Here is a 25,741-nt window from a genome sequence, read left to right as displayed (position 1 = left end):
TCGTCATGGATACCGGTCAGGCCGTCAACCCGCCGGTTCAGCCGCGGGCGGCGCGCCCGAGCAGCTCCTGCCAGACCTCAGCCACCCGCGCGTCCAGCTCCTCCAGCGAGCCGTCGTTCGGGATCACGAAGTCGGCCGCCGCCAGCCGCTCCTCGCGGGTCGCCTGGGCGGCGATGCGCGCCTTGGCGTCGGCCTCCGGCATGCCGCGGTGCTCGGCCAGCCGCCTGATGCGCAGGTCGTCGGGGGCGTCGACGACGATGACGACGTCGTACATGGGGGCCAGGTTGTTCTCCACCAGCAGCGGCACGTCGTAGACCAGGATCGTGTCGTCGGCGGCGGCCCGCTGCAGCTCCGCCACCCGCTCCCCCACGAGCGGGTGCACGATCGCGTTCAGCGCCGCCAGCCTCTCGGAGTCGGCGAACACCACCGAGCCCAGCTTCTCCCTGTTGAGCGAGCCGTCCGGCCGGAGCACCTCCTCGCCGAACGTGGCCACCACCCGCGCCAGGCCGGGTGTCCCCGGCTCCACCACCTCACGCGCTATCCTGTCGGCGTCGATCACCATGGCGCCCGCGGCCGACAGCCGCCTGGCCACCTCGCTCTTGCCGGAGCCGATGCCGCCGGTCAGTCCGATCTTCAGCACCCCAGAAGCCTATCCAAGGCGCCTCGGCGGAGCATGATGAGAGCATGGTGAGCTGGATCGTACGGGCCGCCCACGAGCAGGCGGCGGCCGCCGGAGACGACTGGGTGGGGCCGGGGCACGTGGTGCTCGCCCTGCTGAGCGGCGACTCGCTCGCCGCGCGGGTGCTGAACGAGGCCGGGCTCGACCACGGGCACGCCCTGGAGCTCCTGCCCCGTCACGGGCGGCCCGGGCACCACCGGGGCGGCGGCTTCGCCAATCCGGCCTTCCACAAGCTGTCCGGCATCGCGACCGGCCTGGCCCTGGCCGAGGGCGAGCGCGTGCCGTCGCCGGAGCACTGGCTGATCGCGCTGGCCCACGACGCCGAGGTGGAGCGGGGGGCGACGCCGCTGCACCTGTTCGGGGTCTCGCCGCAGGAGGTGCTGGCGGCGCTGCGGCGCCACGGGGTGCGGGTGCCGCCGCTGGACGCGCCCGAGCACGTGCCATGGCGGGGCCGGCACCAGATCGTGGTGCCCGCGTCCGAGCTGCAGGCCGTGCTCGACCGGCTCAACGCCGGGCATCCGGCCGGCTCGGAGTGGCGGTGGGGATGGAACTGGGTGGACGACGACCTGGGCCGCGCCGTGATCATCGCGGAGGAGGGGATCGATCTGGCGTCCTACGCAGGTAGACCACCGTCAGATGATCGTCCATCCGCTCGCGGCTCGTCTCCCGGTAGCCCAGACGGCGGTAGAGCCGCAGGTTCCCCTCCGACAGGTGGCCCGTGAACAGGTCGAACGCCTCGGCCTCCGGCAGCTCCTCGTGCAGGGCGCGCAGCAGGGCCGTGCCCACGCCCTGACCCTGCCGGTCGGGGGCGACGACGAGGCGGCCTACCAGGCAGGTGGCGCCGGAGAGCCGGCCGCGCACGGCGCCGACGATCCGGGTGCCGTCGAGCGCCTTGAGCACGAGCGCGCCCTCGATGACCTTGCGCACCTGCTCCAGCGACTCGACGAGGGGCGGGATGTACGGGTCGCCGTAGAGCTGGGCCTCGCTGAGGTAGGCCGCGCGCTGCAGGGTGAGGATCTCGCCCGCGTCCGCGGGCTCCGCTCGTTCGATCACCACCTGCGGCAGCCTATCTCACGGCCGTCAGCTCTCCCGGGCAGCGCGTACGGGCCCGGGGCGGGGTGCCGTTGACGAGGAAGTCGTGCACGCGGGTGCGCAGGCAGGCGGCGCGCAGCTTGGCGGCGCCCTGCAGCAGGTACGCGCCGTGCCCGTCACCGTGCCGGAGCACCGCGGCCCCGGGGATCCGGCCGGCCGCCCGCGCGGCGCCGGAGGCGGGGCTCTCGATGTCCAGCCGCCCGATCCCGACCAGCACGGACGGGGGCTTGCGTGCCCCTACCCTCGCCGCGGAATCGCCGCCGGTCACGGAATCGCCGCCGGTCACGGAGTCGCCGCCGGTCACGGAATCGCCGCTGGTCACGGAGTCGCCGCCGGTCGCGGAGGGCGGCCAGCTCGGGCGGCCGGCGATGCCCAGGCAGCGGCCGACCTCGTACCTGCCGGTCAGCCAGCCGACCCGCGGCGCGATCGCCCGCAGGCGCGACTCCATCGCCAGGAACCGCCGGTAGCCGGGCACGGCGGGCATGAAGTCGTGGCAGTGCAGCGACCGCGTCACCATCGCCGGCGCCACGGGCTGCCCGGGGGCCGCCATCGCCGCCAGCGCGCTCGCGTCGCCGGCCTCGGCCGCCGACAGGGCGCGGGCCAGCTCGGGCCAGCGCTGCGGGACGAGGCCGGCGAGCACCGCGACCACGATCTCGCGGGCGTCCACCGCACGGCCCGGACCCGCCGGCGGTTGCCCGGCGTCCAGGACACGGCCAGGACCCGCGGACGGCCGGCCGGCGTCCGCCGCACGGCCGGCGCCGGTGGGCAGGGGTGCCCGTTCGAGCAGGCCGTCGAGCACCTCCACGGCGTCGTCTCCCCCGAGGGGGCAGCCCATCCGCCCCGCGCACCAGTCGCGGAAGGCGGTGAGCTGCCGCTCGGCCGCCCGCGCGTGCGCGATCAGCCGCCGCCCCACGCTGGGCTGGCCGTGGTCGGGCACTCCCTCCAGGTACATCCGCTCCACGCGCCGGGGGAACAACTCCAGGTACGCCTGCCCGTACACGGCCCCGTAGGCGTTGCCGAAGTAGCGCAGCCGCGGCTGCCCGAGCGCGGCGCGTACGGCGTCGAGGTCGTGAGCCACCTGCCAGGACGTGAGGCCCGCGTAGGCGGGCCCGGCGGCGATCCGGCAGCTCCGGTCGTAGGCGGCGTTGTCGCGGGCGTAGGCGCGCCATGCGGCCGCTCCAGGGGTGAGCTGGAGCCGGCGGGGGTCGGGCTGGGGCACGGAGCAGCGTACGGTGGCGGCGCTCCCCCGGTCTCCGATCCCGCGCGACTCGACGAACACCACGTCGAACCAGCGCGCCAGCTCGCTCACGGCGTCGGGCCGCGCCCGCACGCCCTGGATGGTGGACTCGGCGCCGGTGCTGACGACCAGCGGGCCGAGACTGCCGCGGGGGTCGCGGGCGGGCATCCTGGCCAGATCGATCTCCGTACGCGGCCCGCGCGGCCTGGCCCAGTCGACGGGCACGGACAGCTTCGCGCACTCCAGCCCGTCCCCGCACCCCCACCACACCGGCCCGGCGGGTGACGCGACTCCGGAGGCGGCAGCGGTGGCCGGGGGGGCCGGCGCTGAGGTGGCCGGCGCTGAGGTGGCCGGGACGAAGGCGGCCGGGACGAAGGCGGCCGGGACGAAGGCGCCCCCCGCCGGGGTGGCCGGGAGGGAGGTGGCACGCGCCGCCGGAGCGGCCGGGACGGAGGCGGAGACCGCCGTCGCCAGCACGGCCGCCGCCCGGATCATCCGCTGAACCATGCTCACTGCGTCACCCCTGGGAGAGTCGCGACCACCAGCGCCGCCGCTCAGTTTCCCAGCGCATGATCCCGCAGGTCAGGGCCTTGCAAAGACTCTTGGGTAAAATCTCCGGCCACCTCAGCGAACCATCCGGAAAAACTCCCGTATGCCCGCCACCAGCGTGTCGGGCGCCGCCATGCCGACCATGTGGCTGGGGCTCTGCGCCTGCCCCCAGTACACGATGTCGTTGCCGTGCTCGGCGACCCGCCGCATCACCTCGGGCCCGCCGTGCGTGACCCCGGTGGGCACGGCGCGCTGGGAGATCGGCAGCCCGGCGGCGCCCTCGTAGTACGTCCAGGAGGAGGAGCCGCCCGTCGCCGTGAACCAGTACAGGCTGGCGTTGGTGAGCACCAGGTCCCGCCCGACGGGCTCCTCCCCCGGCCCCCACCCGTCGAACTCCTTGAACCTCTCCACCAGGTACGCGAGCTGCGCCACCGGCGAGTCGGCGAACCCGTACGCGAGCGTCTGCGGCCTGGCCGCCAGGTACGGCCCGTACCCGCTGCCCCCGGTCATCCAGGCGGCCATCTCTTCCAGCTCGGCCAGTTCCTTCTCGCCGAGCCCGTCGAGCTCGCCCGGCTCGCCCGTGGGGATGCCGAGCCCGGCGGTGATGAGCGAGCCCACCACGTGCTCGCTGTCCAGCGCGGCCAGTTGCGGCGTGACGAGCGCCCCGGCGTCGTTGCCGTGCGCGCCGTACCGCTCGTACCCGAGCCCGCGCATGAGCTGCGCCCACGTCCGCGCCACCCGCTCGACGCTCCACGGCCGCTCGTCGGCGGGCTCGGGGAACGGCGAGAACGCGAACCCGGGCAGCGACGGGGCCACGACGTGGAAGGCGGGAGCCGGGTCGAGCCCGTGCCCGCGCGGGTCGGTGAGCGGGCCGATCACCTCCAGGTACTCGGCCACGGAGCTGGGCCAGCTGTGCGTCATGATCAGCGGCAGGGCGTCCGGCTCGGGCGAGCGCACGTGCAGGAAGTGGATCGGCTGCCCGTCGATGACGGTGGTGAACTGCGGGAAGGTGTTGAGCCGGGCCTCCTGGGCCCGCCAGTCGAACCCGTCGGCCCAGTACTCGGCCAGCTCGCGCAGGTACCGCACGGGCACGCCCCTGCTCCACCCGCCGGGCAGCTGCGCGGCCCACCTGGTCCGCCGCAGGCGTGCGCGCAGGTCGTCCAGGTCGGCCTGCGGGATGTCGACACGGAAAGGCTTGATCTCGTCCATGCCCCCGAACGTAGACCTCAATGCGGCAAGGATCGTTCCGCATTGTCCGGAGGAACGCTGCCGGGCATGCGAAAGGCCCCGCACGGCGAACCGTGCGGGGCCTTCCTGACTACCTGTGCCTCAGGCGGCCGAAGTCCTCAAGGAGAGGGCCTCAGCTCTGGCCGCCCGCGAGCTTCTCGCGCAGAGCCGCGAGCGCCTCGTCAGAGGCGAGCGCGCCGCTGGCGGGAGCCGACGAGGAGCTGCCGGCCTGGGCCGGCGTCTCGCCCTGGTAGGTCGAGGGAGCGGCCTCGCCGGCCTCCGCCTCGGCCTTGCGGGCCTCCTCGATCTGCTTCCGGTGGGCCTCGAAGCGCTGCTGGGCCTCGGCGTACTGCCGCTCCCACTCCTCACGCTGCTTGTCGAAGCCCTCGAGCCACTCACCCGTCTCGGGGTCGAAGCCCTCGGGGTAGATGTAGTTGCCCTGGTCGTCGTAGGTGGCCGCCATGCCGTAGAGGGTCGGGTCGAACTCGACCTCGGTGCCGACACCCTCGTTGGCCTGCTTCAGCGAGAGGCTGATGCGGCGACGGTCGAGGTCGATGTCGATGATCTTCACGAAGATCTCGTCGCCGACCTGGACGACCTGCTCCGGGATCTCCACGTGGCGCTCGGCCAGCTCGGAGATGTGGACCAGGCCCTCGATGCCCTCCTCGACCCGGACGAACGCGCCGAACGGCACCAGCTTGGTGACGCGGCCCGGCACGACCTGGCCGATCTGGTGGGTGCGGGCGAACTGCTGCCACGGGTCTTCCTGAGTGGCCTTGAGCGACAGGGAGACGCGCTCGCGCTCCATGTCGACGTCGAGGACCTCGACCGTGACCTCCTGGCCGACCTCGACCACCTCGGACGGGTGGTCGATGTGCTTCCAGGACAGCTCGGACACGTGGACCAGACCGTCGACGCCGCCGAGGTCCACGAACGCACCGAAGTTGACGATCGAGGAGACGACGCCCTTGCGGACCTGGCCCTTCTGGAGGGTGTTGAGGAACGTCTGGCGAACCTCGGACTGCGTCTGCTCGAGCCAGGCGCGGCGCGACAGGACCACGTTGTTGCGGTTCTTGTCGAGCTCGATGATCTTCGCCTCGAGCTCACGGCCGACGTACGGCTGCAGATCGCGGACACGGCGCATCTCGACCAGGGACGCGGGGAGGAAGCCCCGCAGGCCGATGTCGAGGATGAGACCACCCTTGACGACCTCGATGACGGTGCCGGTAACGATGCCGTCCTCGTCCTTGATCTTCTCGATCGTGCCCCAGGCGCGCTCGTACTGAGCCCGCTTCTTGGACAGGATCAGGCGCCCTTCCTTGTCCTCCTTCTGGAGAACCAGGGCTTCGACGTGCTCCCCGACCTCCACGACGTCAGCGGGATCGACATCGTGCTTGATCGAAAGCTCGCGCGAGGGAATGACACCCTCGGTCTTGTAGCCGATATCGAGAAGAACCTCGTCTCGATCGACCTTGACGACGGTGCCCTCGACGATGTCGCCGTCGTTGAAGTACTTGATGGTCTCGTCGATCGCCGCGAGGAAGGCTTCCTCGGACCCGATGTCGTTGACCGCTACCTGCGGGGTGCTCGAGGTGGCCTCAGTGCTGGACGTCATGTGTGGAATTGCTCCGAACGCGGACAGGATGTCGATGTGGCGGATGCGCGGCAGGCCCTCTTCCGCATCAAGCCGAGGAATTACGACATCGACGTGACCGAGCGCGAGCCCGCTCCGTCTGAGGCGCGCGCGAGCCCACAGCGCAGCGATCAGCATATGAGACCTTCGCCACTGGGTCAATCCGGGGAGACATCAGTAGGCAATGACCTGGAGCCCTCGCTTGGCGTCGATATTACCTCGGAGTGCCTCCGGTATGGAGATCCGCTCCGGGTCGCCGTCGCTCACATAGCGCTCGCCAGGGTGCTTGTCCAGCCATTCCAGCCAGTACTGCGAGCACCACTTGCGGCACTCGCCCTTCTTGCCGTTGCTCTGGATCCGCTGGATCGCCCCGCGGTCGAACTTTTTCGCGTAGGGCGAAAGCGACGGCTCGGCTCCGGCGAGGAACACGCCCGCGAAATCATACCTCGTGCCGTCCCATGATCCGCTACGCGCGGCCCTCTTGGTCCGGGGCATCGACCCGTACGGCAGGGCCATCGTCTGCGACGGCGGCGCGCCGAGCTTCTTGAGCAGGCGTTCGATCCTGACGATCTGCTCGCCGACCTTCTTGCGCTTGAGCATCCTCAGGTTGGGGTGGCCCCAGGTGTGGTTGGCCACCTCGTAGCCGTGATCGACCAGCCACCGCACGGCGGCCTGCTGCGAGGCCGTGTCGCGCAGCCCGAACGGCTCCCTGTTGACCCAGAACGTGGCCACGGGCCGGAAGCCGGGATGGCGGCCGGCCACCTCCTGGATCACCGCCACGGCGGTGCCGGGCAGCGGGCGGCCGTTCGCGTCGAGCCCGAAGTGGCTGGGGTGCCCGTCGTCGAACGTGAGCACGACGGGGTGCTTCCCGGCCGGCACCCGGATGTCCCCGGTGGCGAACTCCCTGGCGGTGATCGGCACGTAGCCCCGCTCGGCCAGCTTCTCCAGCTCCTTCCTGAGCTGGTCGGGCGTGCGGTCGAGCGAGGCGTGCCGCTTGGCCAGGATGCGGTGGTACATCAGGACCGGCACCAGCCCCGCCTCGTTGGCGCGCACCTGCCGGGCGAACTCGGGGGTGGCCACCACCCCGGGCGGCTGCCCGACCGGGCTGGCGGACGGAGCCGGGGACGCTGCCGGGGACGCTGCCGGGACGGGGCTCCGCCCGGCTTCGGCGACGGCCTTCGGCTTGGCCTGGGGCCGCGGCTCGCCGGGCAGGAGGCTCAGGCCGACGACGGCCACCGTGATCACGGCGATGTTCGCGATGCCGATGATCCGCGGAAGGGACCCTGGTATCCGCACGAAACCCCCGGCCGCTCGGTGAAGACGGTTTCCCCAGGTTAGTGGAGAATCCGGGGCACAAGCGGCGCTTCCGCGCCGCCTCGGCGGACCTCGGTCAGTGCCCCGCGTCCTCCCAGGTGCGGCCCACGCCCACGGAGACCTCCAGCGGCACCCGCAGGTGGTAGGCGGCGTTCATCTGGTCGCACACGAGCTGGGTGAGCCGCTCCAGCTCGCCCGGGGCCACCTCGAACACCAGCTCGTCGTGAACCTGCAGCAACATCCGCGAGGCCAGCCCCTCCTCGCGCAGCGCCTGGTGCACGTGGAGCATGGCGACCTTGATGATGTCGGCCGCCGAGCCCTGGATGGGGGCGTTGAGCGCCATCCGCTCGGCCATCTCGCGGCGCTGGCGGTTGTCGCTGGTGAGGTCGGGCAGGTAGCGGCGGCGGCCCATGATCGTCTCGGTGTAGCCGTCGGTGCGGGCCTGGGAGACGATGGCGTTCAGGAAGTCGCGCACGCCGCCGAACTCCTGGAAGTACTCCTCCTTCAGCGCCCGCGCCTCGGACACCGGGATGTTGAGCTGCCCGGACAGCCCGAAGTCGGACAGGCCGTAGGCCAGGCCGTAGTTCATCGCCTTGATACGGGCCCGCAGCTCGCCGTCGATCTGCTCGGGCGGCAGGTCGAAGACCCTGGCCGCGGTGGCCTGGTGGAAGTCGTGCCCCGACTCGAACGCCTCGATCAGCGACTCGTCGCCCGACAGGTGGGCCATGATGCGCAGCTCGATCTGGCTGTAGTCGGCGGTCAGCAGCGTCTCGTAGCCCTCGCCGACGGTGAAGCCCTGCCGGATGCGGCGGCCCTCGGCGGTGCGGATCGGGATGTTCTGCAGGTTGGGCTTCTCCGACGACAGCCGGCCGGTGGCGGCGATGATCTGGTTGAACGTGGTGTGGATGCGCCCGTCGTCGGAGATCTCCTTGATCAGGCCCTCCACCGTGGTGCGCAGCTTCTGCTGGTCGCGGTGGCGCAGCATGATCGTGGGCAGCTCGTGCTCGGTCTGGGTGGCGAGCCAGGCGAGCTGGTCGGCGTCGGTGCTGTAGCCGGTCTTGATCTTCTTGGTCTTGGGCAGGTTGAGCTTGGTGAACAGGATCTCCTGGAGCTGCTTGGGCGAGCCCAGGTTGAACTGCTCGCCAACCGAGCGGTGCGCCTCCTCGACGGCGTGCTTGACCGCGGCCCCGAACTCGGCCTCCAGGCCGGCGAAGTACTCGCTGTCGACGGCGATGCCCGCCCGCTCCAGCTCGGCCAGCACCGACAGCAGCGGCAGCTCCACGTCGGCCAGGAGCTGGGTGCCGCCGCGCCCGGCCAGGAAGGTCTCCAGGGCCTCGGCCAGCTCGCGCACTGCGTGGGCGCGCAGGGCGAGGTCCTTGGCCGGGGCGTCCTCGTCGTCGCCGAACAGCGCGGCCTGGCCGTTGGGCTCCTCCTCGGCCCGCAGGTCGCGGTGGAGGTAGCGCCTGGCCAGGTCTTCCAGGGCGAACGTGCGCTGGCCCGGCATGGCGAGGTAGGCGGCCAGCGCGGTGTCGCAGCTCAGGCCGCGCAGCTCCATGCCCTGCGCCCAGAGGGCCAGGATGGGCCCCTTGGCGTCGTGGACGGCCTTGGGCTTGGTGTCGTCGCCCAGCCAGGCCCTCAGGGCCGCCTCGTCGGCCTCGGTGAGCTTGACGGGGTCGATGTGGGCGGCGGTGCCGTCGGGCGAGGCGACGGCGATGGCGTCGATGCGGCCGGTGCCGCTGCCGTACGCGCCCTTGAAGGCGAGGCCGGCGCGGCCCTCGGGCAGCGCGGCCAGCCAGCCGGCGACCCGGTCGGGGCCGAGCAGCACGGTCTCGACCTCGAAGCCCTGCTCGGGCTCCTGCTCGCCGGTGCCGAGCACCTTGAACACCCGCTCGCGCAGCTCGCCGCGGATCTGCAGGGTGTCGAACAGCTTGTTGATCTCCTCGCGCTCCCAGGTGCCCTGCTGGAGGTCGCCGAGCTCCACCTCGAGCGGCACGTCGCGCAGCAGCTCGGTGAGCCGGCGGTTCATCAGGACCTGAGCGACGTGCTCGCGCAGCTTGTCGCCGACCTTGCCCTTGACCTCGTCGACCCGGTCGACGAGGGCGGTCAGGGAGCCGAACTCGCGCACCCACTTGGCGGCGGTCTTCTCCCCCACGCTGGGGATGCTCAGGAGGTTGTCGCTGGGGTCGCCGCGCAGGGCGGCGAAGTCCGGGTACTGGGCGGGGGTGAGGCCGTACTTCTCCTCCACCGCCTCCGGCGTGAACCGGGTCATGTCGCTGATGCCGCGCCGCGTCATCAGGACGGTGACGTGCTCGTTGACCAGCTGCAGCGCGTCGCGGTCGCCGGTGACGATCAGGACGTTCATGCCCTGCTCGGCGGCGCGGGTGGCCAGGGTGGCGATGAGGTCGTCGGCCTCGAAGCCCGCCTTGGACAGGCGCGGGATGCGCAGCGTGTCGAGCAGCTCGAAGATGAGCTGCATCTGACCGCGGAAGTCCTCCGGGGTCTCGCTCCTGTTGGCCTTGTACTCGGCGTACTCCTCGTGCCGGAACGTCGGCTCCGACCGGTCGAAGGCCACCGCGACGTGCGTGGGCTGCTCGTCGCGCAGGATGTTGGTCAGCATCGAGGTGAACCCGTAGACCGCCTCGGTGTGCTGACCGTCGGTGGTCATCAGGTTGGCGTCCTTGAGCGCGTAGAACGCGCGATAAGCCAGGGAATGCCCGTCAAGCAGCAGCAGGCACGGGCGGCTGGGGGTCACTTCACTCTTCGGCACGTACGCAGCCTAGTCTGCGTCTCCGACAGAAAACCCGAGCTCGGAAGAGTGGAGGCGGCACTTTGACGCAGACCAATCCCTTGGATGTCTCGATATTCGGCGACCTGCACGAGGGCACGCTCGCCGACAAGATGGGCATCCAGTTCCTGGAGGTCACGGCCGAGCGGGTCGTGGGCCGCATGCCGGTCGAGGGGAACACGCAGCCGTACGGGCTGCTGCACGGCGGGGCCTCGGCGGTGCTCGCCGAGACGCTGGGCTCGGTGGGGGCGGCCGTCCACGCCGGTCCCGAGCGCATCGCCGTGGGCATCGAGCTGAACGCCACCCATCACCGCTCGGCCACCTCCGGGTACGTCACGGGGGTCGCGACGCGGTTGCACGGCGGTCGCACCTTGGCGACGTACGACATCGAGATCACCGATGAGCAGGGCCGTCGCGTCTGCACCTCACGCCTCACCTGCATGCTGCGCGACCGGTAACACTCAGGTCACGGTGTTTCCTTTCGCCGACCCTTTGCGCATGGCCCCCGCGGGTCGCTACCGTGGTCGCAACAGAGCCCGCGGGGAGGCCCAGTAGAAAACGTGTTCGGCCCCACGTTCGCGAGGGTGCTCTCGCGGACGCCACGGGGATCCCTACATGGCCCCAAAGGCCGCCCCGCGGGCTCGACACGTCATACGCTGATCGTTATCGATTCGTTCCCCGCAGCGCCAGGCGTCTCGCCTCATTTAGGCCCTGACCAGGCTCGTTGATTCCTCACATCAGTGACACACACATGTCACTAATTGGTGACGAACGATACTGAACCGGGCGCTGCCGGAATAAGCTCCCGCCATTGCATCCCAGTTGTGCCTGCGATGCGCGCGTGTCGAGATGGAGGGGCACAACCCCGCCTTGACCTACTTTGAGGGAGCACCATTGCGCAGAGCCGTGATCGCGTTCACGGCCTTCCTGGGTGGACTCATCTTCCTGCTGGCCGGGCCCGCCCACGCGGGTCCCGCCGATTGCCAGGGACTGAGGGGAACACTCAAACTCCAAGGCCAGCCAGTGAACGGCGCCAAAATCGCTGTGACCACAGAGGGCGGACAACCCGTCAAGGAGGTCACGACAAACGCCGAAGGCACCTGGGACGTACAGGTCGACAAGCCAGGCAAGTACAAGGTCACGCTGGATGCCGCCAGCCTTCCGCAGAACGCCGAGGTGCGGGGTGGCAACAACGTCCGCACGCCGACGGTCTACGAGGGCAACTGCTCCACGGTCCTGTACGCGCTGCAGCCGAAGGGGGCCGCGAACCAGCAGCAGCAGGGCGGCGGTGAGACCAGCACCTTCTGGACGCAGGCGGCGCAGCTCACGTTCGAGGGCCTGAACCTCGGCCTGATCATCGCCCTGGCCGCGCTGGGCCTGTCGCTCATCTACGGCACCACCGGCCTGACCAACTTCGCCCACGGCGAGCTGGTCACGCTCGGCGCCATCCTCGCCTACGCCTTCAACATAGGCTTCGGGCTGCATCTCATCCCGGCGGCGCTGATCGCCGTCATCGTCGCCGGCGTCCTCGGCTACCTCCAGGACCGGCTGTTCTGGGGGCAGTTGCGCAGGCGCGGCACCGGCACGATCGCCATGATGATCATCTCGATCGGCGTGGCGCTCTTCCTCCGGTACGTGTTCCTGATCTTCTTCGGCGGCCAGACCGAGGCCTACGCCCAGTACACCGCCCAGCCCGGCATCGAGGTGGGCCCGATCACGGCCGCCCCCAAGAACTTCGTGGCCATGGGCATCGAGCTGGCGGTCCTGATCATCGTCGGCATCGCGCTGCTGCGCACCCGCACGGGCAAGGCGGCCCGCGCCGTGGCCGACAACCCGGCACTGGCGGCCTCGTCCGGCATCAACGTCGACCGGGTCATCAGGATCATCTGGACGTTCGGCGGCGCCATCGCCGCGCTGGCCGGCATCATGCTCGGGCTCTCCCAGAACCTGAAGTACACGATGGGCCAGGACGTCCTGCTGCTCATCTTCGCCGGCGTGACGCTCGGCGGGCTCGGCACCGCCTTCGGCGCCCTGGTGGGCTCGCTCGTGGTCGGCCTGTTCATCCAGGTCTCGACCCTGTGGGTGCCGCCGGAGCTGAAGAGCGTGGGCGCGCTCGCCGTACTCATCATCGTGCTCCTCGTCCGGCCGCAGGGCATTCTCGGCCGCCGCGAGCGGATCGGCTGATCGGGGGAGGATCAGAATGGACTGGATCACGATTTTCAGCACCACCATCAAGGCCGCTGTGGGGGTCGAGACGGTGCTGTACGCCATCGGCGCCATCGGCCTGAACGTGCACTTCGGCTACACCGGCCTGCTCAACTTCGGCCAGGCCGCGTTCATGGGCGTGGCGGGCTACGGGCTGGCCGTCACGGTCACCGTCATGGGCCTGCCGTTCTGGGTTGGCATCTTCGTCGGCCTGGTCGCCGCCGTCATCCTGGCGATCCTGCTGGGCATACCGACGCTGAAACTGCGCGCCGACTACCTGGCCATCGTCACCATCGCCGCGGCCGAGATCGTCCGCCTCATCTTCCGCTCGGTGCAGTTCAAGGGCGTCTTCGGCGGCTCCGACGGCCAGCGCGGCTTCTCCGACGGCTTCTACGCGCTCAACCCGTACCCCGAAGGGGAGTACGGCTTCAACCTCGGGCCCGTGCCGCTGCTCTTCGGCCACCGCACGATGTGGGTGCTGACGGTGGGCTGGGTGCTCATCGCCCTGTTCAGCTTCGTCGTGTACCTGCTGATGAAGAGCCCGTGGGGCCGCGTGCTCAAGGCCATCCGCGAGGACGAGGACGCGGTGCGCAGCCTGGGCAAGAGCGTGTTCTCGTACAAGATGCAGGCGCTCGTGCTGGGCGGCGTCATCGGCTGCTTCGGCGGTTTCATCTACGGTCTCGGCTACGCCTCGGTGCAGCCCGACGTGTTCGGCACCGAAACCACGTTCTACATGTACACGATGCTCATCCTCGGCGGTGCCGCACGCGTGCTCGGCCCCGTGATCGGCTCGATGATCTTCTGGGTGCTCCTGGTCCTGTTCTACAACGTGATGACCGAGGCGGTCGCCGCCGGGTACATCACGTTCCTGGACACCAACCAGGTCGGCGCCATGCGCTGGATCCTGGTCGGCCTCGGTCTGATCCTGTTGCTCATCTTCCGGCCGCAGGGCATTTTGGGTGACAAGAGGGAGATAGCGATCGATGCGCGACGCTAAGACGACTGTGACCGCCGGGGCCACCGACCGCAAGGCGGCGGCGCTGGCCGCGTTCAAGGACCTGGCCCGCGACCCCGGGGTGCCCAAGCCCGACCCGATCCTCGTGGTGGACAACGTGGTGCGCCGCTTCGGCGGCCTGACCGCCGTCGAGGTGAACCACGTCGAGGTCCAGCGCGGCTCCATCACCGCGCTGATCGGCCCCAACGGGGCGGGCAAGACCACGTTCTTCAACCAGCTCACCGGCTTCGACACGGCCGACTCCGGCACGTGGACGTTCAACGGCCGGGCCATGAACGGCGTGCCCGCGCACAAGGTGGCGCGTGCCGGCATGGTGCGCACGTTCCAGCTCACCAAGGCGCTCTCGCGGCTGACCGTGCTGGAGAACATGCGCCTGGGCGCCCAGCAGCAGAAGGGCGAGAACTTCTGGCGGGCCCTCGTGCCCCGCTTCTGGCGCGCCCAGGAGGAGGAGATCACCGAGCGGGCCGAGGAACTGCTGGCGCGCTTCAAGCTCGACGCCAAGCGCGACGACTTCGCCGGGTCGCTGTCCGGCGGCCAGCGCAAGCTGCTGGAGATGGCCCGCGCGCTCATGGTCCGGCCGGAGCTGGTCATGCTCGACGAGCCGATGGCCGGCGTGAACCCGGCGCTGACGCAGTCGCTGCTCGGCCACGTCAAGGACCTGCGCGAGCAGGGCATGACCGTGCTGTTCGTGGAGCACGACATGGACATGGTCCGCGACATCAGCGACTGGGTGATCGTCATGGCGCAGGGCGCGGTCATCGCCGAGGGCCCGCCCTCGACGATCATGTCCGACGAGCGCGTGATCGACGCCTACCTGGGCGCCCACCACGACGCCCCGCTGTCGGAGAGCGAGCTGGAGGCCCAGCTCCACGAGGCCGAGGCGGCGCTGGAGGCGGAGATCCACGAGACCGACGGCACCACCGGGGCGACGACCGCCCCCGAGCCCGAAACCGCAGAGGAGAGGCAGAAGTGAGCGCCGACGAAGCGCCCGTCCAGTCGAAGGCCGCCGTCACCGACCGCAGCGCCCACCTGGAGGGCGCCGAGGACGCGGTGCTGCGCTGCGACGAGCTGATCGCGGGTTACCTCCCGGGCGTCAACATCCTCAACGGCTCCGACCTGTACGTGAAGGACGGCGAGCTGATCGGCATCATCGGCCCCAACGGCGCCGGGAAGTCGACCCTGCTCAAGGCCATGTTCGGCCTGGTCACCATCCGCAGCGGCACGGTGCTGCTGAAGGGTGAGAACATCACGAACATGAAGGCGCACTCCCTGGTCGCCCGCGGCGTCGGCTACGTGCCGCAGACCAACAACGTCTTCCCCAGCCTCACCATCGAGGAGAACCTCGAGATGGGCGCCTTCCAGGTGCCGGGGAAGTTCAAGGAGCGCTTCGAGTTCGTGGCCGAGCTGTTCCCCGCGCTCAAGGAGCGGCGCAAGCAGCGCGCCGGCTCCCTGTCGGGCGGTGAGCGGCAGATGGTGGCGATGGCCAGGGCTCTCATGACCGAGCCCTCCGTGCTGCTGCTGGACGAGCCGTCGGCGGGCCTGTCGCCCAAGCTGCAGGACCTGGTCTTCATCCAGGCCCAGCAGATCAACAAGGCCGGCGTGACCGTGATCATGGTGGAGCAGAACGCGCGGCGCTGCCTGCAGATCTGCCACCGCGGTTACGTCCTCGACCAGGGCCGCAACGCCTACACCGGCACCGGCAAGCAGCTCGCCAACGACCCCAAGGTCATCGAGCTGTACCTCGGGACGCTGGCCAAGGCGTAACCGGGCACGAAAACGGAGAAGGGGCTCCCCGTGGGCCCCTTCTCCGTTTTTTAATGAGCGGTGTGAGACGTTCAGCGGCAGTCGCGCTCCTCCTGCCCGCCCTGCTCGCCGGCTGCCAGGAGGGCGCCTCCTCCGCGCGGAAGTACAGCACCGGCGGCGACCCCGCCGACAGCCCCTGCGACCGCGTGGTCTCCGCCATCGGGTACGCCGGCCTCATGCTGGAGCCGAAGGGCCAGGAGGAGCGGCAGATCTTCGAGGACGCCGTGATCGGCCGCCTCGCCGAGGCCCACGGCATCACGATGGAGTTCGGCGACCGGCTGCCCGGCTCGCTGCGGGCCGCCGCCGAGACCGTGAAGAGCACCACCGCGGCCCTGTCGAAGAGCGACGTGCCCAGGCAGCGGCAGGTGGCGCTGCTGAAGCAGTACCGCGCCGCCGCCGACCGCATCGTGGCGGGATGCGGAGGATAGCGGGAAGGGCCCGGCCGAGGCGGCCGGGCCCTTCTCCGTCATGCCTGGATCGTGTACGTGATCAGCCGGCGATGTTGCCGCTGCGGTACTCCAGCGCCTTCACCGGGTACTTGTTGTTCTCCTCGAACTGGTAGATGCCGATGGTGGCGACGGCCGGGTCACCGGCCTCGTTGAACTCGACCGGGCCGCTGACACCCTCGTAGTTGATGTCCGTGCCGGCCTTGAGCAGGTCGACGCACTCCTTGAAGCTCTTGCAGGCCGTGCCGCCCTTGCTGACCTCCATCAGCTTCGCGGCGATGTCGACGCCCGCGTCGCTCTTGGCGGCCTCGGCGGCCAGCGCGACCAGGTTCGCCGCGTCGTAGGACTCGGGGGCGTAGGTGAAGTCCTCGAGCTTCGGGTTGACGCCCATCAGCTTCTGCCGGAACTCCTCCGGAGCGGCGGCGCCGGGGTAGGTGCCCTTGACGCCGGTCAGCGTGCCCTTGGGCATCTTGGTGTAGTTGGTGTTCGACATGTTGCCGTCCACCATGTACCACTTGTACTTGCTGGCCGGCATGCCCTGCTTGACCAGCTCCTGGACGACCTTGGCGGTCTCCTCGAAGCCGATCAGGACGATGCCCTTGGGGTTCTTCGCCTTGATCTTGGCGACGTCGGCGGAGAAGTCGGCGGCCTTGGGGTCGTAGTCGACGCGCTCGACCACTTCGGCGCCGCCCTCGGTCACGGTCTTCTGGACCTGGTCGGCCAGGCCGGTGCCGTAGGAGTCCTGCATGGCCATGATGCCCACGGTGTCGTTGCCGTCGGCGATGATCAGGTCACCCAGCACGCGCCCCTGCAGCTTGTCCGGCGGCGCGGTGCGGAAGTACAGGCCCTTGTCCTCGATCGTGGTGAACTTGTCGGAGGTGTTGGCCGGGGAGAAGTGCACCACGCCGGCGCCCGTGATCTTGTCGATCACCGACTCCGACACCGACGAGGACGCCGCGCCGATGATGGCGTCGGCCTTCTGCGCCAGCAGCTTGTCCACCGACTGCGAGGCGATGTTGGTGGTGGTGTCGCCCGAGTCCGTGTCGAACTTGGCCACGGGCTTGCCGAGCACGCCGCCGGCCTCGTTGATCTCCTTGAGGGCGAGGTCGACGCCCGCGAACTCGGGCGGGCCGAGGAAAGCCAGCGAACCGGTCTGGGGCAGCAGCGTGCCGAGGGTCAGCGTGCCATCACCCTTCGCCGCGGGCGCGGATGAGGCAGGCGCGGCACTCTGGGAAGCCTGAGTGGCGGTGTCACCGCCGCCACCACCGCAGGCTGTCAGGGCGAGGCTGGTGGCAGCCACGACAGCCAGCGCCCGCCCCACGGGAGCAATGCGGATCATGAAGTGTCTCCTCCGATTCCAGGCCGGGATCCTCAGCACCGCCGAGCGTTCCCGATCGAATGCAGGAAACGTACAAAATTGCTGCACACTCCAACCAGATCCCCTGGAGAACTGTCGGCACTTGGATGCGGAGTCGTAATCACTCCTCAACTTACGAGAGCTGCGCACGGACGCTTAATGTGCGACAGGTGAAGCGCAAAACGCCTCTTCTCGTGACGATCGCGCTGGCCTCCGGTTGCGGCTCCCCGGGGCCGCCCTCTCCGCCGCCCGCCGGACCGCCGCCCGGGGTATCGGTCTCGCTGGCCCAATATCGCTCGGACGAACCGGTGCACGCGCTTCAAGTGGCCGTCCGAAATACCAGTGAAACGCCCGTTTATTTCGCTGATGTCCAGCTCGTCACGCCGTCCTTCAAGACGCTGCCGCCGCAGCAGGCCGACGCCGTCATCAGGAAGACCGAGCGCACGGACCTGCCCATCACCTACGGCGCCGCCAACTGCCTGCCCCAGGGCCTGCCCGAGGTGCAGCCCGCGACCGTCGTGGCGCACGTGCGAACCGGCTCCGAGCAGCCGCGCAAGGTGGTCTTCGCCGTGCCGCACCCCGACCCGCTCCTGGCCAGGCTGCTGCGCGACGAGTGCTCGGAGTTCCTCGTCAAGCAACGCGCGAGCATCGAGTTCGGCCCCACCTGGACGGAGTCCGGGCCGAAGTCCGATCGGGTCATGCGCGGGAGCCTGGTGGTCACGCGGCGCGGGCAGGGCGCCGTGACCCTCGCCGACGTCGGCGGCACCACCCACTACATCGTCAGCCCCGGCAGCAAGCCCCTGGGCACGCTGGCCGCCGGCGAACAGCGGCTGGAGGTGCCGCTCGAGCTCACCCCGGCCCGCTGCGACGGGCACGCCTTCGCCGAGGCCAAGAAGGCGTTCCTGTTCCCGGTGCGGGCGTCGGTGGACGGCGGCGAGGAACGCGTGGTGATCGTCATCCCGCCCAAGCCCCTCCAGGACCGCTTCCTCACCTACGCCCGGCGCGCCTGCGACCTCGGCTCCTGACCCGCCGGGCCACTCCCTCCCCACCCGGGGCGGGGAGGGAGCGGGCGGACGGGGGCCTAGCCCTCGATCTTGCCAGTACGGTACTCCAGCGCCTTGCCGGCGTACTTGTTGTCGTCGCCGTACTGGTAGACGCCGATGGTCGCCACCGACGGGTCACCGGCGGCGTCGAACTCGACGGGCCCGCTGACGCCGTCGTAGTCGATGTCCTTGCCGGCCTTCAGCAGGTCGACGCACTCCTTGAAGCTCTTGCACTTCTCGCCGCCGCCGCTCACCTCGGCCAGCTTGCCCGCGATGGACGTGCCGCTGTCGTCCTTGGCGGCCTCGGCGGCCAGCGCGATGAGGTTCGCCGCGTCGTAGGACTCCGCGGAGTAGGTGAAGTCGTCGAGCTTCGGGTCGAGCTTCTTCAGCTTCTCCCTGAACTCCTCCGGCGCCTCGGCGCCCGGGATGGTGCCCTTGACGCCCTTGAGCGTGCCCTTGGGCATCTTCAGGTAGTTGGTGTTCGACATGTTGCCGTCCACCATGTACCACTTCACCTTGTCGGCGGTCAGCCCCTGCTTGACCAGCTCGGCGACGACCTTGGCGCCCTCCTCGAACCCGATCAGCACGACCGCCTTCGGGTTCGCGGCCTTGATCTTGGCCACGTCGGCGGAGAACTCGGCCGCCTTCGGGTCGTAGTCCACCCGCTCCACGACGCTGGCGCCGGCGGCCTCGGCCGTCTTGGTGATCTGGTCGGCCAGGCCGGAGCCGTAGGAGTCCTGCATGGCCAGGATGCCCACGGTGTCGTTGCCGTCGGCCGCGATCAGGTCTCCCAGCACGCGGCCCTGCAGCTTGTCCGGCGGCGCCGTGCGGAAGTACAGGCCGTTGTCCTTGATCGTGGTGAACTTGTCGGAGGTGTTGGCCGGCGAGAACTGCACCACCCCCGCGCCCGTGATCTTGTCGATGATCGACTCCGACACCGACGACGACGCGGCGCCGATGATGGCGTCGGCCTTCTGCCCCAGCAGCTTGTCCACCGACTGCGAGGCGATGTTCGTGGTGGTGTCGCCGGAGTCGGTGTGCACCTTGGTGACCGGCTTGCCGAGCACGCCGCCGGCCTCGTTGATCTCCTTGACGGCCTGGTCCACCCCGGCGAACTCGGGCGGGCCGAGGAACGCCAGCGAACCGGTCTGCGGCAGGACCGTGCCGATGGTCAGCGTGCCGTCACCCTTCGCCGCCGGCGCCGAGGAGGCCTCCGTCGACGTCGCGGCGGACGGCGCGGTGGCGGCGGACTGCTCGCCCGTGTCGCCGCCGCAGGCCGTCAGAGCCAGGCTCGCCGCGGCCGCCACGGCCAGCAGGCGCCCCATCGGAGCAATGCGGTTCATAGAAGAAACTCCCCCTATCTCGGCGAAGAGACGATCACCTTCGCCGGGTTTTCCGAGCTCAGCATGCCTGTCCGGCGCGGGGATGGGGAGTTCTTACCCGACTTTTATACTGGATCGTAATGTCCTAAATACCCAGAGTTATGGTCTGTTTCAGGAGAGTTACGGACAGGTCCCTAAAGCAGAGCGCCCTGGCCCGGAATATCCGGACCAGGGCGAGAAAACCGCGCGGTTCAGCCCTCGATCTTCCCCCGGCGATATTCGATCGCCTTGGCGGCGTCGAACGTGTTGTCGGCCCTGTACCGGTAGACACCGATCGTCGCAACCGATGGGTCACCCACGTCGTTGAAGTCCACCGGCCCGCTGACGCCTTCGTAGTCGATGTCCGTGCCCGCCTTCAGCAGGTCGGCGCACTTCTTGAAGCCCGTGCACTTCGTGCCGCCCTTGCTCACCTCCACCAGCTTGCCCGCGATCGCCGGGCCCGTGTCCGCCTTGGCCGCCTCCGCGGCCAGCGCGATGAGCGTCACGGCGTCGTACGACTCCGCCGCGTAGGTGTACTCGGTCAGCTCCGGGTTCACCTTCAGCAGCCGCTTCTGGAACGCCTCGGGTGCCTCGGCCCCCGGCAGCGTGCCCTTCACCCCGTCCATGGTGCCCTTCGGGGTCTGGGCGAAGTTGGTGTTCGACATGTTGCCGTCCACCATGTACCACTTGTGCTTGTCGCTGGTCAGCCCCTGCTTGACCAGCTCCTGCACGACCTTCGACGTCTCCTCGAACCCGATCAGCACGATGCCCTTGGGGTTCGCGGCCTTGATCTTGGACACGTCGGCGGAGAAGTCGGCCGCCTTCGGGTCGTAGTCCACCCGCTCCACGATCGTCGCGCCGCCCTCCTGGGCCGTCCGCGTCACCTGGTCGGCCAGGCCGGAACCGTAGGAGTCCTGCATGGCCAGGATCCCGATGGTGTCGTTGCCATCGGCGACCACCAGATCACCCAGGACCCGCCCCTGCAGCTTGTCCGGCGGCGCGGTGCGGAAGTACAGGCCGTCGTCCTCGATCGTGGTGAACTTGTCGGAGGTGTTGGCCGGGGAGAACTGCACCACGCCCGCCCGCGTGATCTTGTCGATGATCGACTCCGACACCGACGACGACGCGGCGCCGACGATCGCGTCCACCTTCTGTGCCAGCAGCTTGTCCACCGACTGCGAGGCGATGTTCGTGGTCGTGTCCCCCGAGTCCGTGTCGGACTTGGCGACCGGCTTGCCGAGCACGCCGCCGGCCTCGTTGATCTCCTTGAGCGCCAGATCGACGCCCCCGAACATGGGCGGGCCCAGATAGGCCAGCGACCCCGTCTGCGGCAGAACGGTGCCGATGCTCAGCGTGCCGTCGCCCTGCGCCGCCGCCGAGGGCGGCTGCGCGGGAGCGGAGCCGGAGGTGACGGTGCCGGCGGTCGTGTCGCCGGGCGAGCACGCCGCCAGCGCCAGAACCGCCGCGGTGACGGCGAGCGGCGCGCGAAGAATGCGGATCATGGAGTGCGTCTCCGATCGAGATGAGCGGATCTTCCGTCCGACCATCAGTTACGCGCCGGGACGCCCCCCACGTAAGCGGCCGAAGCCGGTTGGATGCCCACTCGTGACCGCACCACAACCCGCCGGGCTAAATCACCTGATATAGGGCTTTTTCAGGATCGCTCCGCCGCGTCGTCGATAACGATCTGAGCAACCTCGCGCATGCTCAACCGCCGGTCCATCGACGCCTTCTGGATCCATCGGAACGCCTGCGGCTCCGTCCAGCCGTGCTGCGCCATGAGCTGCCCCTTGGCCCGCTCGACCAGCTTCCTGGTCTCCAGCCGCTCCGACAGGCTGGAGACCTCGGCCGCCAGCGCCACCATCTCCTCGTGCCTGCTGACCGCCATCTCGATCGCCGGCACCAGGTCGGCCTTGGTGAACGGCTTGACCAGGTAGGCCATCGCCCCCGCGTCCCTGGCCCGCTCGACCAGGTCGCGCTGGGAGAACGCGGTCAGGATGAGGCAGGGGGCGATCCGCTCGGACACGATGCGCTCGGCCGCCGAGATGCCGTCGAGCACCGGCATCTTCACGTCGAGGATGACCAGATCGGGCCTCAGCTCGGCGGCCAGCCGGATCGCCTGCTCGCCGTCACCGGCCTCCCCCACGACGACGTAGCCGTCCTCCTGGAGCATCTCCTTGAGGTCGAGGCGGATCAGGGCCTCGTCTTCCGCGATCACTACTCGCCGCTGCGTACTCACGAGCAGAAGAGTACAGACGTCCGGTAGATTAGATCCACGCCGGTGCGGCTCGGAGCGCTACGCTACGAGATCACAGCCCGGACATTCGCCGCCCCGGTAGACCAATCGGCAGAGTCGATGGCCTCAAAATCCATTCAGTGTGGGTTCGAATCCCACCCGGGGCACCGAGGTGACACCGACACGACCGCCCGGCTTCCGAGCCCGGCGGTTTTGTCGTACCCGGATGCGACACTCTCCGCATGCACGATAGCGCACTCCGTGGCCGATGGCCGAAAATGCTGACCGTAATTCCGGGTCGCCGTCATCAGGTCACGGGCCCGCCGTCGTCGAAGAAGCCGCCCGTCGGCCCGCCGGATCCCAGGGCGAGATGACGGCCGCTCCCTCCGAGGCCGCGCGGGTGATGGCGAACGGCAGGCCCTCGGTGACGCAGACGTCCGGAACGGCGGCGGAGGTGGCGGGCCGCGTACCCGATGCGGTGGCGACTTTTCGGGATCGCTCCCACCGGGAATAGCCGTCTCAAGATCGAGGAACACGGGGGGTGGGGCGGGATGCCGTTGAACGTGGCGGAGCGGGAGGCGTTCCTGGCGGAGTCGCACATCGCCAGCCTGGCGGTGGAGGCGGGCGACGGCCGGGCGCCGCTGGTCGTGCCGGTCTGGTACGACTACGACCCCGGCGGCGAGATCCGGTTCCTGACGGACGGCGACTCGCGCAAGGCCAGGCTGATCGCCAAGGCGGGCCGGTTCTCGATACTGGCGCAGCGGGTCAGCCCGACCTACCGCTACGTGTCGGTGGAGGGCCCGGTGGTGCGCTCGGGCCCGACGACCCTGGACGACCTCACCCGCATCTCCTCCCGCTACCTGCCACCGGACGCGGTGTCCGGCTACGTCCAGGGCTCGGACCTGCACGTGCTGGTGACCTTCAGGATGCGCCCGGAACACTGGCTCTCGGCCGACCTGGGCGCCCTGAGCTGACACCGGCGCCCCATGAGCACCGGGGCCGAGGCCGGCAGCCTTCCAAGGCCGGCAGCCTTCCAAGGCCGGCAGCCTTCCAAGGCCGGCAGCCTTCCAAGGCCAAGGCCGGCAGCGGCGGGAGCCTGGGGTGCCTGCGGGCCCGCGCACCTGGGAAACGGTATTTTTGGGGCCGTGACTGCTATCGATCCCACCTCGACCGGCGCGTTCGGCGTCGGCCTGGCCACCATCGCCGCCGACGGCACCGTACTCGACACCTGGTTCCCCGCCCCCGAGCTGGGCGAGGCGCCCCACTCGGGCACCCAGCGGCTCTCCGCCGACGAGGCCGGGGAGCTGGCCGAGCTGGCCGGCCCCGACGCGGCGCGGGGCGTGGAGGTGGTGGCCGTGCGCACCGGCATCGCCAAGCTCTCCGAGGCGCCCGTGGACGCGCACGACGTCTACCTGCGTCTCCACCTGCTCTCGTCCCGCCTGGTCCAGCCGCACGGCGTCAACCTGGACGGCATCTTCGGCCTGCTGGCCAACGTGGTGTGGACGAACTACGGCCCGTGCCCGGTGCCGGACTTCGAGCGCACGCGGCTGCGCCTGCGCGCCAGGGGCGCGGTGACGGTGTACGGGGTGGACAAGTTCCCCCGGATGGTCGACTACGTGCTGCCTTCCGGTGTCCGGATCGCCGACGCCGACCGGGTCCGGCTGGGCGCCCACCTGGCCGGCGGCACCACGGTCATGCACGAGGGCTTCGTGAACTTCAACGCCGGCACGCTCGGCAGCTCCATGATCGAGGGCCGGGTCTCGGCCGGCGTGGTCGTCGCCGACGGCTCCGACGTGGGCGGCGGCGCCTCCATCATGGGAACCCTGTCGGGCGGCGGCAAGCAGGTCATCTCGGTCGGCGAGCGCTGCCTGCTGGGCGCCAACTCGGGCCTGGGCATCTCGCTGGGCGACGACTGCGTGGTGGAGGCGGGCCTGTACGTCACGGCGGGCACGCGGGTCACGCTGCCGGACGGCACGGTCGTCAAGGCGGCCGAGCTGTCGGGCTCCAACGGCGTCCTGCTCCGGCGCAACTCCCAGTCGGGCGCGGTGGAGGCCCTTCCCCGCAAGGGCGGCGGCATCGAGCTCAACGCCGCCCTCCACGCCAACGACTGACCGCCCTGGCGAAACGCCGATGGGGCAGCGCCCGAACGCTGCCCCATCGCTGTTTCCGGCCGCGCTGCGCAGGGCCTCGTCGAGCCACCGCGCCTCAGCGGGCAAGCCTGGAGCCCCAGTGAAGGGTCGCAGGCCGTTACGTGGAAGGCCACCCGCCGGCGTACGGCGGGTGGCAGGCCACGGCGTTGCCGTGACCCACGGTCAGTGTGCGTGGGACACCGCGGAGCCGATCGTGTGGACGCGCAGGGCGTTGGTGGAGCCGGGGGTGCCGGGAGGCGAGCCGGCCACGATGACGACCTTGTCGCCCTTCTCCAGCCGCCCCAGCGACAGCAGCGAGGCCTCCACCTGCCGCACCATGTCATCCGTGTGGTGCACGAACGGCACGTGGAACGTCTCCACCCCCCACGTCAGCGAGAGCTGCCCGCGCACGTGCGGCGCGGAGGTGAAGGCGAGCAGCGGGATCGGCGAGCGGTAGCGGGCCAGCCGGCGCGCCGTCTCCCCCGACATCGTGAACGCCACCAGCGCCTTGGCCCCCACGATCGCCCCCACCTCGGCCGCGGCGCGGGCGATGGCACCGCCGGTGGTCTCCGGCATGCGCTCCAGCGTGTGGGTGGCGTGCAGGGAGGCCTTCTCCGCGGCGCAGGCGATGCGGTCCATCGTGGAGACGGCCTCGATCGGGTAGTTGCCGACCGAGGTCTCGCCCGACAGCATGACCGCGTCGGCGCCGTCCATGACCGCGTAGGCCACGTCGGAGGCCTCGGCGCGGGTGGGGCGCGGGGCGTTCATCATCGAGTCGAGCATCTGGGTGGCGACGATGACCGGGCGGGCCTTCTCGCGGCAGAGCTCGATGATCCGCCGCTGCACGATCGGGACCTGCTCCAGCGGCAGCTCGACGCCGAGGTCGCCGCGGGCGACCATGATGCCGTCGAAGGCCTCGACGATGTCGGGGAGGCGGTCGACGGCCTGCGGCTTCTCGATCTTGGCGAGCAGCGGGAGGCGGACGGCCTCCTGCTCCATGATGTTGCGCACCACGTCGGCGTCGGACGGGCGGCGGACGAAGGACAGGGCGATCATGTCGAAGCCGGTGCGCAGCGCCCAGCGCAGGTCGGCCTCGTCCTTGTCGGTGAGGGCCGGGGCGCTGACGTTGACGCCCGGGAGGTTGAGGCCCTTGTTGTCGGAGATCATGCCGCCGATGACGACGCGGGTGATGATGCGCTCGCCGTCGACGCGGGTGGCCTCGAGCACGAGGCGACCGTCGTCGACGAGGATCGTGTCACCGGGGCGGACGTCCTTGGGCAGCCCCTTGTAGGTGGTGGAGACCTGCTCGCGGTCGCCCGGCACGTCTTCGGTGGTGATGGTGAAGACGTCACCGAAGCCCAGCCTGACGGGGCCTTCCTCGAACGTGCCGACACGGATCTTGGGGCCCTGCAGGTCGGCGAGCACGCCTACACCGCGGCCGAGGTCGGCCGCCACCTCCTTGACCCGGTCGTAAACCTCTCTGTGCAGGTCATGATTGCCATGGCTGAGGTTGAACCGTGCCACGTCCATGCCCGCGGCGATCAGCTCGCGGAGGCGTTCTTTGGAGGATGTGGCGGGGCCTAGGGTGCAGACGATTTTCGCGCGACGAGTCACGAGTCCTACCTTAATT

21 protein-coding genes, 1 tRNA gene and 1 pseudogene are annotated in these 25,741 nt (G+C 70.0%); 11 read left to right on the top strand and 12 right to left on the bottom strand.

All coding sequences use genetic code 11. The features are described from left to right. Positions 1 to 37: 37 nt before the first annotated feature. On the bottom strand, positions 38 to 640 hold the full coding sequence (gene coaE / locus AB0I79_RS02865) for a dephospho-CoA kinase (RefSeq protein ID WP_357866145.1): 603 nt from the start codon (positions 638 to 640) through the stop codon (positions 38 to 40). Positions 641 to 684: 44 nt separating this feature from the next. Between coaE and AB0I79_RS02860 the strand changes: the two are divergent. Continuing rightward, a pseudogene (locus AB0I79_RS02860) lies at positions 685 to 816 on the top strand (Clp protease N-terminal domain-containing protein); the annotation flags it as partial. Positions 817 to 1,261: 445 nt separating this feature from the next. Here AB0I79_RS02860 and AB0I79_RS02855 read toward each other — a convergent pair. The 6 genes from AB0I79_RS02855 to polA form a co-directional block, all read right to left on the bottom strand. Beyond that, on the bottom strand, positions 1,262 to 1,732 hold the full coding sequence (locus AB0I79_RS02855; RefSeq protein ID WP_357867053.1) for a GNAT family N-acetyltransferase: 471 nt from the start codon (positions 1,730 to 1,732) through the stop codon (positions 1,262 to 1,264). A 13-nt stretch (positions 1,733 to 1,745) separates the two neighbouring features. Beyond that, entirely contained in the window at positions 1,746 to 3,515 is a 1,770-nt protein-coding gene (locus AB0I79_RS02850) for an alpha/beta hydrolase (RefSeq protein ID WP_357867050.1), read from the bottom strand. A 117-nt stretch (positions 3,516 to 3,632) separates the two neighbouring features. After that, on the bottom strand, positions 3,633 to 4,766 hold the full coding sequence (locus AB0I79_RS02845) for an epoxide hydrolase family protein (RefSeq protein WP_357866143.1): 1,134 nt from the start codon (positions 4,764 to 4,766) through the stop codon (positions 3,633 to 3,635). Between the two features lie 151 nt (positions 4,767 to 4,917). Then, positions 4,918 to 6,399: a 30S ribosomal protein S1 gene (rpsA, locus tag AB0I79_RS02840; RefSeq protein ID WP_253746805.1), complete on the bottom strand. Its 1,482-nt coding sequence runs from the start codon at positions 6,397 to 6,399 to the stop codon at positions 4,918 to 4,920. A gap of 192 nt (positions 6,400 to 6,591) precedes the next feature. Beyond that, positions 6,592 to 7,713 carry a polysaccharide deacetylase family protein gene (locus tag AB0I79_RS02835; protein ID WP_357866141.1) on the bottom strand — a complete coding sequence of 374 codons (1,122 nt, stop codon included), beginning with the start codon at positions 7,711 to 7,713 and terminating at the stop codon, positions 6,592 to 6,594. A 94-nt stretch (positions 7,714 to 7,807) separates the two neighbouring features. After that, positions 7,808 to 10,498 carry a DNA polymerase I gene (gene polA / locus AB0I79_RS02830; RefSeq protein ID WP_357866139.1) on the bottom strand — a complete coding sequence of 897 codons (2,691 nt, stop codon included), beginning with the start codon at positions 10,496 to 10,498 and terminating at the stop codon, positions 7,808 to 7,810. A 131-nt stretch (positions 10,499 to 10,629) separates the two neighbouring features. On the opposite strand from polA, the gene AB0I79_RS02825 reads away from it, so the two are divergent. From AB0I79_RS02825 to AB0I79_RS02800, 6 genes are all read left to right on the top strand, one after another. After that, a complete protein-coding gene (locus AB0I79_RS02825) occupies positions 10,630 to 10,974 on the top strand; it encodes a hotdog fold thioesterase (protein ID WP_253759558.1) in 345 nt (114 codons plus the stop codon). A 586-nt stretch (positions 10,975 to 11,560) separates the two neighbouring features. Then, a complete protein-coding gene (locus tag AB0I79_RS02820; protein WP_357866138.1) occupies positions 11,561 to 12,700 on the top strand; it encodes a branched-chain amino acid ABC transporter permease in 1,140 nt (379 codons plus the stop codon). Positions 12,701 to 12,716: 16 nt separating this feature from the next. Beyond that, positions 12,717 to 13,718: a branched-chain amino acid ABC transporter permease gene (locus AB0I79_RS02815; RefSeq protein ID WP_357866136.1), complete on the top strand. Its 1,002-nt coding sequence runs from the start codon at positions 12,717 to 12,719 to the stop codon at positions 13,716 to 13,718. Continuing rightward, positions 13,705 to 14,709 carry an ABC transporter ATP-binding protein gene (locus tag AB0I79_RS02810; RefSeq protein ID WP_357866134.1) on the top strand — a complete coding sequence of 335 codons (1,005 nt, stop codon included), beginning with the start codon at positions 13,705 to 13,707 and terminating at the stop codon, positions 14,707 to 14,709. The genes AB0I79_RS02815 and AB0I79_RS02810 overlap by 14 nt, the downstream gene beginning before the upstream one ends. Beyond that, entirely contained in the window at positions 14,706 to 15,500 is a 795-nt protein-coding gene (locus AB0I79_RS02805) for an ABC transporter ATP-binding protein (protein WP_357866132.1), read from the top strand. Before AB0I79_RS02810 ends, AB0I79_RS02805 begins: the two co-directional genes overlap by 4 nt. 62 nt (positions 15,501 to 15,562) lie before the next feature. After that, a complete protein-coding gene (locus AB0I79_RS02800) occupies positions 15,563 to 15,967 on the top strand; it encodes a hypothetical protein (protein WP_357866131.1) in 405 nt (134 codons plus the stop codon). Positions 15,968 to 16,028: 61 nt separating this feature from the next. Here AB0I79_RS02800 and AB0I79_RS02795 read toward each other — a convergent pair whose 3' ends face one another. Beyond that, a complete protein-coding gene (locus AB0I79_RS02795; protein ID WP_357866130.1) occupies positions 16,029 to 17,324 on the bottom strand; it encodes an ABC transporter substrate-binding protein in 1,296 nt (431 codons plus the stop codon). Between the two features lie 188 nt (positions 17,325 to 17,512). Between AB0I79_RS02795 and AB0I79_RS02790 the strand changes: the two genes are divergently transcribed. After that, positions 17,513 to 18,367 carry a hypothetical protein gene (locus AB0I79_RS02790; RefSeq protein WP_357866129.1) on the top strand — a complete coding sequence of 285 codons (855 nt, stop codon included), beginning with the start codon at positions 17,513 to 17,515 and terminating at the stop codon, positions 18,365 to 18,367. A gap of 56 nt (positions 18,368 to 18,423) precedes the next feature. Here the strand turns inward: AB0I79_RS02790 and AB0I79_RS02785 are convergent, their stop codons facing one another. The 3 genes from AB0I79_RS02785 to AB0I79_RS02775 form a co-directional block, all read right to left on the bottom strand. Then, positions 18,424 to 19,728 (bottom strand): ABC transporter substrate-binding protein, encoded by a 1,305-nt coding sequence (locus tag AB0I79_RS02785; protein WP_357866128.1) that lies wholly within the window; start codon positions 19,726 to 19,728, stop codon positions 18,424 to 18,426. 230 nt (positions 19,729 to 19,958) lie between these two features. Beyond that, a complete protein-coding gene (locus tag AB0I79_RS02780; RefSeq protein WP_357866127.1) occupies positions 19,959 to 21,248 on the bottom strand; it encodes an ABC transporter substrate-binding protein in 1,290 nt (429 codons plus the stop codon). Positions 21,249 to 21,400: 152 nt separating this feature from the next. Further along, the gene (locus AB0I79_RS02775) at positions 21,401 to 21,985 is read right to left on the bottom strand and encodes a response regulator (RefSeq protein WP_357866126.1); all 585 of its coding nucleotides are present in this window, start codon (positions 21,983 to 21,985) and stop codon (positions 21,401 to 21,403) included. Positions 21,986 to 22,075: 90 nt separating this feature from the next. Between AB0I79_RS02775 and AB0I79_RS02770 the strand changes: the two genes are divergently transcribed. From AB0I79_RS02770 to dapD, 3 genes are all read left to right on the top strand, one after another. Beyond that, a tRNA-Leu gene (locus AB0I79_RS02770) sits at positions 22,076 to 22,149 on the top strand. A 384-nt stretch (positions 22,150 to 22,533) separates the two neighbouring features. Continuing rightward, positions 22,534 to 22,956, top strand: a complete 423-nt coding sequence (locus tag AB0I79_RS02765; RefSeq protein WP_357866124.1) for a pyridoxamine 5'-phosphate oxidase family protein — start codon at positions 22,534 to 22,536, stop codon at positions 22,954 to 22,956. Between the two features lie 171 nt (positions 22,957 to 23,127). Next, complete coding sequence (gene dapD, locus AB0I79_RS02760; RefSeq protein WP_357866122.1) at positions 23,128 to 24,093, top strand: 2,3,4,5-tetrahydropyridine-2,6-dicarboxylate N-succinyltransferase; 966 nt, start codon at positions 23,128 to 23,130, stop codon at positions 24,091 to 24,093. A gap of 201 nt (positions 24,094 to 24,294) precedes the next feature. Here dapD and pyk read toward each other — a convergent pair whose 3' ends face one another. Beyond that, entirely contained in the window at positions 24,295 to 25,725 is a 1,431-nt protein-coding gene (gene pyk / locus AB0I79_RS02755) for a pyruvate kinase (RefSeq protein WP_357866121.1), read from the bottom strand. Positions 25,726 to 25,741 lie beyond the last annotated feature (16 nt).

It is taken from the genome of Nonomuraea sp. NPDC050202 (assembly GCF_040656115.1).
In the GTDB taxonomy this organism is placed as follows: Bacteria; Actinomycetota; Actinomycetes; order Streptosporangiales; family Streptosporangiaceae; genus Nonomuraea.
The sequence above is the reverse complement of the archived record's forward strand: the minus strand, read 5'-3'. Positions and strand labels throughout refer to the sequence as shown.